The following is a 13,952-nucleotide window of genomic DNA, read 5'->3' on the forward strand; positions in this document are numbered from 1 at the left end:
TCGTAAAGCAACATTCCACGGTGCCTGAAATAAAAAAATAATCCCGTTCTTTTGGAGGCTTGGAAGGATGAAGAATACATTAAAAAAATCAGAAATATTTGGTGCGATATTTGTTATGGTGTTTGGGACGTTAATGCACTTTTTTTATGATTGGTCCGGGAAGAATCCTGTAGTTGCTTTGTTTGCCCCGTACAACGAATCCACCTGGGAACACTTGAAGCTATTGTTTTTCCCTGTTTTGATTTATTCGGTTTTCCAATATGCATATATCGGGAAACAATATTCGGGCTATCTTACCGGAAGACTTGCAGGAATCGTAAGTGGTGCATTGACGATTGTCATCATTTTCTACACGTATATGGCGGTTTTCAAACATCCAATTCTTTGGATTGATGTTACACTTTTTTATCTTAGTGTGATCGTTTGCTATCGGATCGCTTACTCGATTACACTGCAAGAAAAAATACCAAGGGCAGCAGAAATATTGTCCGGGATTTGCCTGATTGGTATTATGTTGTTGTTTTTTTGTATTTCTGGTTCGTGGGTTAGTTTTTGAAAAAATAGACATTTGCTTAATATTTTTATTGCGCCAATGCGTTAAAGTGTGATAGTATGTAGAAGATACGAATGTATCAAATACATATTTGAGAGGTTATTATGGATAAAAGAGAGAAATTTACAAGCAAGCTTGGCTTTGTTATGGCTTGTATCGGTTCAGCAATTGGACTTGGTAACATATGGATGTTTCCATATCGGTTGGGCGCCTACGGAGGAGCGGCATTTTTGATTCCGTATTTTATCTTTGTATTCATTCTAGGAACAACTGGATTGATTACAGAGTTCGCATTTGGACGACATTTTAGTGGCGGATCGATGACTGGTATTATGACCGTGTTCAAAGAAAAGAAACTAAAAGGCGGGAAATTTGTTGGGATGCTTCCAGCGATCGGACTGCTTGGAATCTTTATGTTTTACAATATTGTTGTGGGATGGATTCTAAAATATTTTGTTTTAAGCGGAATTGGGAAATTAAAGACAATCGATAAAGATACATATTTCAATCAGTTTGCAGGTTCTTCGGCATCTATTCCGTGGGATGCGATTGCGATTGTACTTACGGTAGTGGTAATCTGTGCGGGAGTAATCAAAGGGATCGAGAGAGTCAGCAAGATTATTATGCCGGCGCTGTTTGTGATCTTTATATTACTTGCGATTCGATCTTTATCGCTTCCGGGATCTATGGAAGGGGTAAAATTTTTACTGCAGCCGAAATGGCATCATTTGTTGGAGGTAGATACATGGGTTATGGCACTTGGACAGGCATTTTTTACGGTATCGCTTAATGGATGTGGAATGGTCGTATATGGAAGCTACCTGAAAAAAGATTATAATATTCCCAAACTTGCGATCAGTACAGCAGTGCTTGACACATTGGCAGCAGTGCTTGCGTCGTTTGTGATCATGCCGGCAGTATTTGCATTTGGTTTGGATGTCAATGCGGGACCTCCGCTTCTGTTTATGACGATGCCAATCATCTTTGATAAGATGCCGGGAGGAACGATTATTGCGATTGTATTCTTCTTAAGTTTGTTCTTTGCAGCAATTTCTTCTTCCATCAATATGCTGGAAGGTGTTGTGGAGGCAATTATATCAAACACAAAATTAACGCGTGTAAAAGCGGTCATTCTTGTTGGTGTAGTGACATTTGTACTGTCGATTCCATTAAACTTAAGCATGACAACATTTGACAATTTTACAAACTTGATTACAGTAGTTGTCTCACCGGTCATGGCGTTGCTGGTATTGATTGTATTCTATTATCTCTATGATGCGAAGAAAGCGCTTGCGGGAATCAACGAAGGTGCAGAAAAGCCGCTTGGCAATACATTTTTATACTTTGCAAAATATGTGTTTACGATTGTGACGATTTTGGTTGTTGTTCTTGGAATTGCATATGGAGGAATTGGGTAAACATCCGATTTTTCCAGAAAAAAGAAAATGCGGGTTGTAATAAAAAATTACAATCTGTATTTTTTTGTAGTATTTATGGCAAAAGCTTGACTGTGCCCTAAGGGAACATGATATAAAAAAGATAGAAATAGCATAAAGGAGGTGGGGAAGATGCGAATAAAAGAAGTCGAAGATTTGACGGGACTTACAAGAAAAGCGATTCGCTATTATGAAGAGAATGGACTGATTCAGACTGTCAAGGGGGCAAATGGATATAAAGAGTATGATGAGGAGACTGTAAAATGTCTTTTGGAGATTAAAAAATTACGTCTTTTGGATTTTTCCGTAAGCGACATTGCAGCTTATCAAAATGATCGGAATTGGGAACAGATTGTGAAAGAAAAAATAGCAGAAACAGAGGATGTAATTAAAACCGCCGGAAGGCGAAAAAAACTGTTAGAGCAGGTTCAAAAAGGAAAGACGCTTTCGGAACTTGATGTAGAGCAAGAATTGTGGAAAAAGAAGATGGGAATACAGGAAATTTTGACGAAAAATAGTGTGTTTGGAATCTGTAATCTCATATTGTTTGGCATTGTTCACATTTGGTTAATCGGTGAATGGAATCAGATGAAAGAGATAGAACTTTCGAATACAATTCTGTTCGGGCAGTGTATGCTGACGGCATTTTTCTGTATATGGAACGCACATTTAGAGAAAGAAAGCAGAAAGCGTGGCATATTTCTTCGGCAACAAAAGTGGTATGAAAAAGCACTTATGTTGATTTTGTTTACACTCACCTATATAGTTGCCGGTCAGATAGAACTTTGCTGGATAGGAGTGCTTGGAGTGCGAATCACACAGATCCAGCAAGAAAAAGGACAGTTCTTTATGGCAATGGGAGACTTTTTATGGGAAGTTCCGAGGATGCTGTTTATTATAGGTATGTTTGGAATTGAAATACTACTTTTAATATTGGGATTTTTTGCCTGTGGAAAAAAAGCGGGAGAATTTCTAATTGACAGGTAAATTTTATTATGTTAAGCTTTTGTAAGAATCGTGTAAAAATTTAGAAAAATGATAAGATTTACGGAGGCAATTCTATGGATAGGAAAAATATGGCATTGATATTAAGCATATTTCTATTTGTGGGATTGCTTTTTTCAGTGGATCCCTTAGAGCGAGAGCGGGATTATAATTATGGTGAGACACATCAGATTTATTCTGCCGGTGCAGGTTTGACAAGCGGAGTCAGCACAATCAAGACAGTCAGGCGTATGCAGACAACACTCATTTATTGTCTGTTTCTGACTTGGGAAATTTTATATGGAAAAACTGAAAAATGGATTAAGTTATATTTAAAGAGAATGGAGATGCTCTATTTTCTGAAACAGGTTCGAGTCTCGCAGCGGATGGATGGGAAAAAACGAAAAGAGCAGCTATACGCAACTCAGTGATCAAAATTATTGCAAAAGAAGAGAATAGGAGATAAATAAACAATGGAATTAAATGATATACTATTGTTGCTTGGAGGACTTGCATTGTTCTTGTACGGTATGCAGATGATGGGAAATGGTCTTGAAACAGCAGCAGGAAACAAGATGAAAAGCATCTTGGAAAAATTGACATCAAACAGAATCAAAGGGGTTCTTGTCGGGGCTGCGATCACAGCAGTAATCCAGTCGTCTTCGGCGACAACCGTCATGGTCGTAGGGTTTGTAAACTCTGGATTGATGACATTGAATCAGGCTGTATGGGTAATTATGGGTGCCAATATCGGTACGACGATTACCGGACAGCTGATCGCACTTGATATTGATGTGATTGCACCGCTATTTGCGTTTGCTGGTGTTGCGGTCATTATGTTTGCAAAAAATGAAAAAATCAAACATATCAGTGAGATTTTTGCCGGACTTGGTGTATTATTTATTGGTATGGGTATGATGGGAGATGCGATGGCGCCGCTTCAGCAGTCAGAGACGTTCATCGGCTTTATGGCGAACTTTAACAACCCGCTTGTCGGTATTTTGATTGGTGCGGTATTTACTGCGATTATACAGTCGTCTTCTGCGTCAGTCGGTATTTTACAGGCACTTGCAAGCACAGGTGCGATTCCGCTTTCGAGTGCAGTGTTTATCTTGTTTGGACAAAATATCGGAACCTGTATTACAGCAGTGCTGGCTTCTATCGGAACAAAGGTAAATGCAAAGAGAACGACGGTAATCCACTTGATGTTCAACATTATTGGTACGATTTTATTCTCGGTAATCTGTCTGATCACTCCATTTACAGACTGGATTGCAGCGTTGACACCGGATAATCCGGTAGCACAGATTGCCAATGTACATACGACATTCAATATTGTGACTACTTTAGTACTTCTTCCATTTGGAACACTTATGGCGAAAGCTGCCAAAGTGCTTCTGCCGGATAAAGAAGGGCAGGAAGAGGATGTTAAGCGATTGAAATATATCCGTCCATTTGAAAACAACCATACAGTCGGACATGCTGCAATGGTGATTAGTCAGATTGAAAATGAGGTAGAACGTATGCTTCAGATGGTAAAAAAGAATACAGAAGGTTGTTTTCGTGCTGTAATCAAAAATGACCAAAATATGGTTGCAGATTTGGAGGACAGAGAACAGTATATTGATTATCTGAATAAAGAGATTTCAAAATATATTGTACATCTGATGACAACAGAGATGACGATTCAGGATTCTCAGAAGTTAAACGCCTACTATCGAATCATCGGAGATTTAGAGAGAATTGGCGACCATGCAATCAACTTTGTAGATTATCTGCACAATATGAGTGAGTGGGATATCAAATTTTCGCAGTCAGCAATTGAGTCATTAGAGAAGATGAAAGCTCTTTGCGAAGAGACTTTGGAAGGAATCAGCAAAGAAAATATCAATGGCAGAAAGCATGTATTAGAAGTTGCAGCGAAGAACGAACAGCGTATTGATGATATGCAGGAAAGTCTTTTGAAAGGGCAGATTGAGAGAATGCAGTCTGGAAAATGCAGTGCAGAAGCAGGAGTTATTTTATCAGAGATGCTTACAGACTTTGAGCGAATCGGAGATCATGCGCTCAATATTGCAGAGAAATATCAAGAGATGCAGATGTAATAGAGATAGACAAAGAGGACCGATTTTTGGTCCTCTTTGTCTATCTGATTATTTGTTGTTTTCTTTTTCTACTTCCGCCATTTTCATTGCACGTACTTTGAGAGGAAGTCCGAACAGTGTGATGAATCCGTCAGCATCGTGATGGTCGTATAAGTCGCCTGTTGTAAAGCTTGCCAAAGATTCACTGTACAGTGAGTATGGAGAAGTTGTTCCGGCTTTGATGATATTTCCTTTGTAGAGTTTGAATTTTACTTCTCCGGTTACATATTCCTGTGTGGATTCGATGAAAGCCTGAACTGCTTCGCGAAGTGGTGTGAACCATTTTCCTTCGTATACAATCTGAGCAAGTTTGTTGCCCATATCCTTTTTCACTTCATATGTAGCACGGTCTAATACCAGTTCCTCTAATTGCTGGTGAGCTTCCATAAGGATTGTTCCACCTGGTGTCTCGTATACACCACGAGATTTCATACCTACCACACGGTTTTCTACGATGTCAACGATACCGATACCATGTTTTCCACCGAGTTCATTCAACGTTGTAATGATCTCGGAAACTTTCATCTGTTTGCCGTTTACACTGGTAGGAACACCTTTTTCAAATGTCATTGTCACATATTCCCCGTGATCTGGCGCTTTTTCTGGAGTGACACCAAGCACGAGCAAATTGTCATAATCTGGTTTCTGAGCAGGATCTTCTAATTCCAATCCCTCGTGGCTGATATGCCATAAGTTACGGTCACGGCTGTAGCTGTGGCTTGCGTCAAATGGAAGGTCGATACCATGTGCTTTGCAGTATTCGATCTCTTCCTCACGAGACTGCATTGTCCAGACATCTGTCATTCTCCAAGGAGCAATAATCTTTAAATCAGGAGCAAGTGCTTTGATGCCGAGTTCAAAACGAATTTGGTCATTTCCTTTTCCGGTAGCACCGTGGCAGATGGCTGTAGCGCCTTCTTTTCTTGCAATTTCAACCAATTTTTTTGCGATTCCCGGACGAGCCATAGAAGTTCCAAGTAAATATTTGTTTTCGTAGATGGCATTTGCCTGAACGCAAGGAACGATATAGTCATCACAGAATTCATCGATGATGTTTTCGATATATAATTTAGACGCTCCGGATAATTTTGCACGTTCTTCCAATCCGTCTAATTCTTCGCCCTGCCCGCAGTCAATACAGCAGCAGATGACATCGTAATCAAAATTTTCTTTTAACCAAGGAATGATGGCAGTTGTATCAAGTCCGCCAGAATATGCTAAAACTACTTTTTCTTTCATAATGTAATGCCTCCTAAACTTTTTTTACTGTTCAACTAAGGTTACTATACTCCTATTTTTTGCATAAATCAAGTGTAAATTGCAAAAAATAATAAAATATGCAAAAAATATGAATAAATATTCCTTTAAAGAGATGTGATTTCCTGATTTAGCGTAGAAAACTATTGACAAAAGCCAAAAGAGGTGTAGAATAAAAAAATAAAAATATCATACAGAAAAGGTTGGAGAATAAGTTATGGAAGAAAGACAGTATCATGCAACTTATAATTTCATAAAAAGATCTAATCGAAAGCTGCTTATTACACGCAGTGTTGTTTTTGTGCCGTGCAATCCCCTCGGGGTGTTCAGCGAGGCATAAATTCAATATTGTAGTTGTAGAGAAGTAGATGCTGTGTCTGCCAAGGAATATTCAGGGTAGAAGTATTTGTTGTATACTTCTATCCTGTTTTTGCGTTTAAACGGTATAGGACATAGAAAGAAGCAGAACAAGAGGTGTGTGAAATGGAACAGAGAGAGACAATAAAAAGCAAAAAACGAATCGTGATCAAAGTGGGAACAACGACGATCACACATAAGGAAACGGGAAACATCGATTTGGAAAAGCTTGAGAAATTTGTGAGAATTTTAATCAATTTGAGAAATAAGGGAAAAGAAGTGATTGTTGTATCGTCGGGAGCAGTTGGAATCGGCAGACAGGTGCTTGGAATCTGGGAACGACCAGAAGAAAGTGCAATAAAGCAGGCGTGTGCAGCAGTCGGACAGGGACGAATGATGATGATGTATGAAAAACTGTTGGCAGAGTATGATCAGTTGACGGCACAGGTGTTGCTGACAAAAGAATCAATTATGAGTAAAGAGTGCAGGCAGGATGCGAGAAATACATTTGAGGAGCTGCTGCGTATGAACGTCGTTCCGATTGTAAATGAAAATGATGCGATTTCTGTGGAGGAAGAGGCGTATGGAAATTTTGGAGACAATGATACGATGGCGGCTCATGTTGCCAGACTTGTGGAGGCAGATCTCTTAATCCTGATGTCGGATATCGAGGGACTTTATACAGATGACCCTCGGAAGAATCCAAATGCCAGATTTGTCCATACGGTACGGTATATTGATGAGAAACTAGAGCGGATGGGAAAAGGAGCCGGAAACGCTATGGGAACAGGAGGAATGGCGACGAAGATTGAAGCTGCGAAGGTTGCGACGAAGTCCGGGGCAGATATGGTTATTGCCAATGGAGCCAATATTTGCGCAATCAACGATATCATGGCAGGAAAGAAGATTGGAACATTGTTTATGGCAGAGAGGGAAAACGGGAGGAAAATCATATGAAATACATGGAACAGATCGGAATGAGAAGCAAGGCGGCGAGCAGGAGTATCGGCTTACTGGGACAGAACAGAAGAAACGAGGCACTGAAACAGGCAGCAAAAGAATTGAAGAAACAAGCAGCATTTTTACTGGAAGAGAATCAAAAAGACATTGCGAATGCGAGAGAAAAAGGAATGAAGGAATCACTTATAGACAGATTGATGCTGACCAAGGAACGCATTGCAGGAATTGCAGATGGGCTGTTACAGATTGCGGATCTGGAAGATCCAATCGGAATGGTGACGGATATGAAAGTGAGACCGAATGGACTTCGCATCGGAAAGAAAAGAGTTCCTCTGGGAGTTGTTGGAATTATCTACGAATCCAGACCAAATGTGACAGCAGATGCATTTGGTCTGTGTCTGAAATCAGGAAATGCTGTGATTTTAAGAGGCGGCAGTGATTGTATTTTTTCCAACAAGGCAATTGTGAGTGTGCTTCGAAAAGCACTTAACGCCACACAGATTGAGGAAGATGCGGTAATCCTGATTGAAAATACGGACCGTGCAGTGGCACAGGAGATGATGCGGATGAATACATATATTGATGTGCTCATTCCGAGAGGTGGAGCAGGATTGATCCAAACAGTTGTAAAGAACAGTACCGTTCCGGTTATTGAGACAGGCACGGGCAACTGTCATATATATGTAGATGCGTTTGCAGATCTTCAGATGGCAGTGGAAATCATTGATAACGCCAAGACACAGCGCCTTGGTGTATGCAATGCATGTGAGTCGTTGGTAATTCATGAAGATGTGGCGTGTCAGGTCGTTCCGATGATCTGTGACAGGCTGACGCAAAAGGGAGTTGCAATTCGAGGAGATCAAACTTCGATGGCAATAGACGAAAGAATTACAACAGCATCGGACGATGATTGGGGGATGGAATATTTAGATAAGATGATTTCTCTGAAAGTCGTCTCTTCCATAGATGAAGCAATCGCCCATATCAATACGTATAATACTGGGCATTCGGAATCTATTATCACAGAGAATTATCGAAATGCATTGAAATTTCAGGATGAGATAGATGCAGCGGCAGTGTATGTGAATGCTTCGACGAGATTTACCGATGGATTTGAATTCGGTTTTGGGGCAGAGATTGGAATCAGTACACAGAAACTTCATGCGAGAGGTCCGATGGGATTGGACGCCCTTACGACAACCAAATATATTATTTTCGGAGATGGTCAGATTCGATAAAATGAAAAGAAATACTTGCATAATATACAAAAATGATGTATACTTATGCAAGTATTTCTTTTGCATATCGCAAAACGTTACTCTGGTAACGTACGAAAGGTTTGTGTTGCATTTTGCAATGCAAGTGCTAAAATAGGAAAAAAGGCAGAAAGGATGTTGGTTGTATGATAAAAGTGGGAATTATTGGTGCCACCGGTTATGCGGGGGGAGAACTGGTCCGTATTTTAATGGGACATAAACATGCAGAAATCAAGTGGTATGGCTCCAGGAGTTATATTGATAAAAAGTATTGCGAAGTGTATCAGAACATGTTTCAGATTGTTGATGCAGTCTGTATGGATGACAACATGAAAGCACTGGCAGATGAGGTGGATGTCATATTTACGGCGACACCGCAGGGGCTTTGTGCATCACTGCTCGATGAGGAAATCTTATCCAAAGTAAAAGTCATAGATCTGAGCGCGGATTTCCGTATTAAGGACGTGGAGACGTATGAAAAATGGTATGGGATCGAGCATAAAAGTCCTCAGTTTATCGAGGAAGCAGTGTATGGACTTTGTGAGATTAACCGTGAGGATGTAAAACATGCAAGACTTGTGGCAAATCCGGGATGTTATCCGACATGCTCAACACTGTCAGTTTATCCGCTGGCAAAAGAAGGACTGATTGACATGAGTACGGTTATTATTGATGCAAAATCAGGAACTTCTGGAGCCGGAAGAGGGGCGAAAGTGGATAATCTTTACTGTGAAGTGAATGAGAATATCAAAGCGTATGGGGTGGCTGTTCACCGACATACACCAGAGATTGAAGAACAGCTTGGCTATGCCGCAGGCGAGAACGTACTTTTGAATTTTACGCCACATCTTGTTCCGATGAATCGGGGAATTTTGGTGACGGCATATGCAGCCTTAAAGAAAACAGTGACCTATGAGGAAGTAAAGGCGATTTATGATAAGTATTATCAGAAAGAAAAATTTGTGCGTGTATTGGAAAAAGATGTCTGCCCGCAGACAAAATGGGTGGAGGGCAGCAACTATGTAGATGTGAATTTTAAAATCGATGAGCGGACGAACAGAATCATTATGATGGGAGCGATGGACAATCTTGTAAAAGGTGCGGCAGGTCAGGCGGTACAGAACATGAATCTGATGTTTGGACTGCCGGAGACGACAGGACTTGAGCTTGTTCCGATGTTTCCATAAAACAGTCAGGAGAAGGGTAACATGATTAGACAAATGACGATAGAAGATTATGAAGGTGTTTATGCACTTTGGATGAAGATTCATGGGTTTGGAATCAGGAGTATTGACGATTCGAAAGAAGGGGTCGAACGTTTTTTGAAACGGAATCCAACAACAAGTATTGTCGCAGTGGAGGATGAAAAGATTGTCGGAAGCATCCTGTGTGGACATGATGGAAGAAGGGGATGCCTCTATCATGTATGTGTGGACGAAGCGTATCGGATGCACGGAATCGGACGGAGTATGGTAGTGAAAGCGATGGAGGCATTAAAAGAAGAGAAGATTAATAAAGTATCATTGATTGCGTTTATGGAAAACGATATTGGAAATGCATTTTGGAATGAGATCGGATGGACGAAGAGAGAAGATTTAAATTATTATGAATTTACGTTGAATGAAGCAAATATTACTGCGTTTAATAAATAAAAAGGAGATGGGCATGATGAAGATTGTAAAAGGTGGAGTGACGAAAGCAAAAGGATTTGAGGCGGCAGGTGTCGAGGCAAATATCAAGTATCAGGGACGTACAGATATGGCGATCATTTTCAGCAAAGAGCCATGTGTGGCGGCAGGAACATTTACGACGAATGTGGCAAAAGCGGCGCCGGTTACATGGGATCAGAAAATTGTAAAGGAAGGCAAAGCGGCACAGGCGATCATTGTGAATTCGGGGATTGCTAATGCCTGCACAGGGGCTGAAGGATACGGATACTGCAAAGATACTGCGGCTGCGGCTGCGAAAGAGTTGGGGATTTCGGCAGACAGTGTTCTTCTTGGATCGACAGGAGTCATCGGAAAACAGCTTCCGATTGACCGCATCCAGGCAGGAGTAAAAATGCTTGCAGAGGCGAAAAGTAATACTGTTCAGGCTGGGACAGAGGCGGCAAAAGCAATTATGACGACAGATACCTGTGAGAAAGAGATTGCAGTGGAGATTGAGATTGGCAGCAAGACAGTCACGATTGGCGGAATGGCGAAAGGTTCCGGCATGATTCACCCGAATATGTGTACGATGCTGAGCTTTATCACGACAGATGCTGCGATTTCCAAAACAGCGCTTCAAAAAGCATTGAGTGAGGATGTCAACGATACTTATAACATGATTTCTGTGGATGGAGACACATCTACAAACGATACGGTGCTTGTCATAGCAAATGGAATGGCAGAAAACGAAGAGATTGTGGAAGGAACGAAAGAATACGAGGTGTTTGCAGAGGCGCTTCATGAGATTAATGAATATCTGGCAAAGAAGATTGCAGGAGATGGAGAAGGGGCGACTGCATTATTCGAAGTAAATATTGTCGGAGCACAGACAAAGGAGCAGGCTGTCTTATTAAGTAAAGCAATTGCATGCTCGAATCTGACAAAGACAGCGATTGCGGGACACGATGCGAACTGGGGTCGTATTATCTGTGCGATGGGATACTCAGGAGCACAATTTGATCCAGAGAAAGTGGATCTGTTTTTTGAGAGTGCGGCAGGAAAGATCCAGATTGCAGAAAATGGAACTGCTGTAGATTACAGTGAGGAGAAAGCAACTGAAATTTTATCACAGCCGATTGTGATAGCAACAGCTGACGTTAAGATGGGTGATGCAAAAGCAACGGCATGGGGATGTGATCTGACACACGGATACATTGAAATTAACGCAGATTACAGAAGCTAATAAAGGGAGGAAAACGAAGATGAGTCCAAATATGCAAAAATTCTTAAGCAAAGCGGAGGTACTGATTGAGGCGCTTCCATATATACAGAGATTTAACCGGAAAATTATCGTCGTAAAATATGGCGGAAGCGCTATGGTGGATGAAGACCTGAAAAGACGTGTCATAGAGGATGTAACCTTATTAAAACTTGTTGGGTTTAAGCCGATTATTGTGCACGGTGGTGGAAAAGAGATCAGCAAGTGGGTGGAAAAAGCAGGGATGAAGCCACAGTTTATCAACGGTCTGCGTGTGACTGATGCCGATACGATGGAAGTTGCTGAGATGGTTCTTGGAAAAGTAAATAAAAGTCTGGTACAACTTGTGGAATCTCTTGGGGTTCGTGCAATCGGAATCAGCGGAAAAGACGGTGGATTGTTGAAAGTGGAAAAGAAACTGTCAGACGGCGCAGACATCGGATATGTGGGGGAAGTGACGCAGGTAAACGCTGAGATTTTGTACGATCTTTTGGAAAAAGACTTTTTGCCGATTGTATGTCCGGTTGGTCTGGATGATAATTTTGAGACTTATAACATCAATGCAGATGATGCGGCATGTGCGATCGCGCGTGCGATGGAGGCGGAGAAGCTTGCATTTTTGACAGATATCGAAGGAGTTTACAAAGATCCGAAAGATCCTAAGACGTTGATTTCGGAGCTGACGGTAGAACAAGCAGAAACGCTTATGAAAGAAGGCTACATCGGCGGAGGCATGCTTCCAAAGCTGCAAAACTGTATTGATGCGATTGAGAATGGTGTATCCAGAGTGCATATTTTGGACGGCAGAATCCCACATTGTCTGTTGTTGGAAATCTTTACAAACAAAGGGATTGGAACTGCGATTTTAAAGGATGAAGAAAGTAGGTTTTACCATGAAAAATAATTATATTGAGACAGCAGAACAATCACTTCTTCATACATATAACCGTTATCAGATTGTTCTGGAAAAAGGAGAAGGTGTCTATCTGTATGACACAGAAGGAAAGAAATATTTAGATTTTGCAGCCGGAATTGCGGTATGTTCCCTTGGATATGGTCATCCTAAATATACAGAAGGTCTGAAACAACAGATGGAGAAGTTGTTACATACGTCCAATCTGTTCTACAGCGTGCCGTCAGCAAAAGCGGCAGAACATTTAAGACAAGTGTCTTGCATGGATCGTGTATTTTTTACAAACAGCGGAACAGAGGCGATTGAAGGGGCGCTGAAAGCTGCCAGAAAGTATGCTTATACGAAACAGAGTGGCCGGTATGAGTTTATTGCGATGAACCATTCCTTTCATGGAAGAAGTATGGGGGCGCTTTCCGTGACAGGTACAGAACAATATCGAAAACCATTTGAACCATTGGTGGAAGGTGTAAAATTTGCCGATTATAATGATTTGGAAAGTGTGAAAGCACTTCTGTCTGACAAGACCTGTGCGATTATTTTGGAGACAGTGCAGGGGGAAGGCGGGATCTACCCGGCGGAAACCTCTTTTTTGGAAGGGCTTCGAGCGCTTTGTGACGAGCAGGATATTTTACTTATCTTTGATGAGATTCAGTGCGGTATGGGAAGGACCGGATCTATGTTTGCATGGCAGGGATACGGAGTCAAACCAGATATTATGACGATGGCAAAGGCGATTGGAAACGGTGTGCCGGTAGGGGCATTTGCGATGACGGAGAAGGTTGCAAAGGCTTCGCTGCTCCCGGGAGACCACGGAACGACATACGGAGGCAATCCGTTTGTGTGTGCGGCGGTTGATATGGTGCTTCAGATTTTTGAAGAGGAACATCTGCTGGAGCATGTAAAGGAAGTGAGTGTCTATCTGGAAGAACAGTTAGATCAGTTTGTGAAAGAAAGCAGTACTGTGAAAGAAAGACGCGGAAAAGGGCTTATGCAGGGGCTTGTTTTGGAAAAACCGGTCACAGAAGTGATTCGAAAAGGAATGGAGCATGGGCTTATCACAATCTCAGCAGGAGGTAATGTGCTGCGCCTTGTACCACCGCTAGTGATCACAAAAGAACATGTGGATGAGATGATTGAGAAATTGACAAAAGCGCTGGAAGAATAAAATTCAGAAGAATAAATAAA

General features: G+C 41.3%; 13 protein-coding genes. 12 read left to right on the forward strand and 1 reads right to left on the reverse strand.

Annotation, left to right across the window (positions count from 1 at the left end; all coding sequences use genetic code 11):
• Nucleotides 1-67: 67 nt before the first annotated feature.
• From ACTQXY_RS01385 to ACTQXY_RS01405, 5 genes are all read left to right on the forward strand, one after another.
• A complete protein-coding gene (locus ACTQXY_RS01385) occupies nt 68-556 on the forward strand; it encodes a DUF6512 family protein (RefSeq protein ID WP_441657963.1) in 489 nt (162 codons plus the stop codon).
• Nucleotides 557-657: 101 nt separating this feature from the next.
• Entirely contained in the window at nt 658-1,971 is a 1,314-nt protein-coding gene (locus tag ACTQXY_RS01390; RefSeq protein WP_441657964.1) for a sodium-dependent transporter, read from the forward strand.
• A 150-nt stretch (nt 1,972-2,121) separates the two neighbouring features.
• Nucleotides 2,122-2,976 carry a MerR family transcriptional regulator gene (locus tag ACTQXY_RS01395; RefSeq protein WP_441657965.1) on the forward strand — a complete coding sequence of 285 codons (855 nt, stop codon included), beginning with the start codon at nt 2,122-2,124 and terminating at the stop codon, nt 2,974-2,976.
• A 74-nt stretch (nt 2,977-3,050) separates the two neighbouring features.
• Complete coding sequence (locus tag ACTQXY_RS01400) at nt 3,051-3,404, forward strand: hypothetical protein (RefSeq protein WP_441657966.1); 354 nt, start codon at nt 3,051-3,053, stop codon at nt 3,402-3,404.
• Between the two features lie 42 nt (nt 3,405-3,446).
• Complete coding sequence (locus tag ACTQXY_RS01405; protein ID WP_118208596.1) at nt 3,447-5,078, forward strand: Na/Pi cotransporter family protein; 1,632 nt, start codon at nt 3,447-3,449, stop codon at nt 5,076-5,078.
• A gap of 48 nt (nt 5,079-5,126) precedes the next feature.
• On the opposite strand, the gene ACTQXY_RS01410 is transcribed toward ACTQXY_RS01405, so the two are convergent.
• Complete coding sequence (locus ACTQXY_RS01410; protein WP_441657967.1) at nt 5,127-6,356, reverse strand: argininosuccinate synthase; 1,230 nt, start codon at nt 6,354-6,356, stop codon at nt 5,127-5,129.
• Between the two features lie 501 nt (nt 6,357-6,857).
• Between ACTQXY_RS01410 and proB the strand changes: the two genes are divergently transcribed.
• The 7 genes from proB to ACTQXY_RS01445 all read left to right on the forward strand — a co-directional run bounded on the left by proB (nt 6,858) and on the right by ACTQXY_RS01445 (nt 13,932).
• Nucleotides 6,858-7,688, forward strand: coding sequence for a glutamate 5-kinase (gene proB, locus ACTQXY_RS01415; protein WP_441657968.1), 831 nt, complete (start codon nt 6,858-6,860; stop codon nt 7,686-7,688).
• Nucleotides 7,685-8,929: a glutamate-5-semialdehyde dehydrogenase gene (locus ACTQXY_RS01420; protein ID WP_441657969.1), complete on the forward strand. Its 1,245-nt coding sequence runs from the start codon at nt 7,685-7,687 to the stop codon at nt 8,927-8,929. Before proB ends, ACTQXY_RS01420 begins: the two co-directional genes overlap by 4 nt.
• A gap of 164 nt (nt 8,930-9,093) precedes the next feature.
• Nucleotides 9,094-10,134, forward strand: a complete 1,041-nt coding sequence (gene argC, locus ACTQXY_RS01425) for an N-acetyl-gamma-glutamyl-phosphate reductase (protein ID WP_441657970.1) — start codon at nt 9,094-9,096, stop codon at nt 10,132-10,134.
• 21 nt (nt 10,135-10,155) lie between these two features.
• Nucleotides 10,156-10,599 (forward strand): GNAT family N-acetyltransferase, encoded by a 444-nt coding sequence (locus ACTQXY_RS01430; protein WP_004611281.1) that lies wholly within the window; start codon nt 10,156-10,158, stop codon nt 10,597-10,599.
• A 16-nt stretch (nt 10,600-10,615) separates the two neighbouring features.
• The gene (gene argJ / locus ACTQXY_RS01435; RefSeq protein WP_441658031.1) at nt 10,616-11,839 is read left to right on the forward strand and encodes a bifunctional glutamate N-acetyltransferase/amino-acid acetyltransferase ArgJ; all 1,224 of its coding nucleotides are present in this window, start codon (nt 10,616-10,618) and stop codon (nt 11,837-11,839) included.
• A 19-nt stretch (nt 11,840-11,858) separates the two neighbouring features.
• Entirely contained in the window at nt 11,859-12,758 is a 900-nt protein-coding gene (gene argB / locus ACTQXY_RS01440; RefSeq protein ID WP_022249919.1) for an acetylglutamate kinase, read from the forward strand.
• Nucleotides 12,748-13,932, forward strand: coding sequence for an acetylornithine/succinylornithine family transaminase (locus ACTQXY_RS01445; protein WP_441657971.1), 1,185 nt, complete (start codon nt 12,748-12,750; stop codon nt 13,930-13,932). The genes argB and ACTQXY_RS01445 overlap by 11 nt, the downstream gene beginning before the upstream one ends.
• Nucleotides 13,933-13,952: the final 20 nt, after the last annotated feature.

The sequence above is a fragment of the Faecalimonas sp. LCP19S3_D12 genome, assembly GCF_052121495.1.
In the GTDB taxonomy this organism is placed as follows: Bacteria; Bacillota; Clostridia; order Lachnospirales; family Lachnospiraceae; genus Faecalimonas.

Excerpts from the sequence above, each read along its gene's own strand:
- ACTQXY_RS01385 (WP_441657963.1), top strand. The coding sequence starts at position 68 with ATGAAGAATACATTAAAAAAATCAGAAATATTTGGTGCGATATTTGTT.
- ACTQXY_RS01390 (WP_441657964.1), top strand. The coding sequence starts at position 658 with ATGGATAAAAGAGAGAAATTTACAAGCAAGCTTGGCTTTGTTATGGCT.
- ACTQXY_RS01395 (WP_441657965.1), top strand. The coding sequence starts at position 2,122 with ATGCGAATAAAAGAAGTCGAAGATTTGACGGGACTTACAAGAAAAGCG.
- ACTQXY_RS01400 (WP_441657966.1), top strand. The coding sequence starts at position 3,051 with ATGGATAGGAAAAATATGGCATTGATATTAAGCATATTTCTATTTGTG.
- ACTQXY_RS01405 (WP_118208596.1), top strand. The coding sequence starts at position 3,447 with ATGGAATTAAATGATATACTATTGTTGCTTGGAGGACTTGCATTGTTC.
- ACTQXY_RS01410 (WP_441657967.1), bottom strand. The coding sequence starts at position 6,356 with ATGAAAGAAAAAGTAGTTTTAGCATATTCTGGCGGACTTGATACAACT.
- proB (WP_441657968.1), top strand. The coding sequence starts at position 6,858 with ATGGAACAGAGAGAGACAATAAAAAGCAAAAAACGAATCGTGATCAAA.
- ACTQXY_RS01420 (WP_441657969.1), top strand. The coding sequence starts at position 7,685 with ATGAAATACATGGAACAGATCGGAATGAGAAGCAAGGCGGCGAGCAGG.
- argC (WP_441657970.1), top strand. The coding sequence starts at position 9,094 with ATGATAAAAGTGGGAATTATTGGTGCCACCGGTTATGCGGGGGGAGAA.
- ACTQXY_RS01430 (WP_004611281.1), top strand. The coding sequence starts at position 10,156 with ATGATTAGACAAATGACGATAGAAGATTATGAAGGTGTTTATGCACTT.
- argJ (WP_441658031.1), top strand. The coding sequence starts at position 10,616 with ATGAAGATTGTAAAAGGTGGAGTGACGAAAGCAAAAGGATTTGAGGCG.
- argB (WP_022249919.1), top strand. The coding sequence starts at position 11,859 with ATGAGTCCAAATATGCAAAAATTCTTAAGCAAAGCGGAGGTACTGATT.
- ACTQXY_RS01445 (WP_441657971.1), top strand. The coding sequence starts at position 12,748 with ATGAAAAATAATTATATTGAGACAGCAGAACAATCACTTCTTCATACA.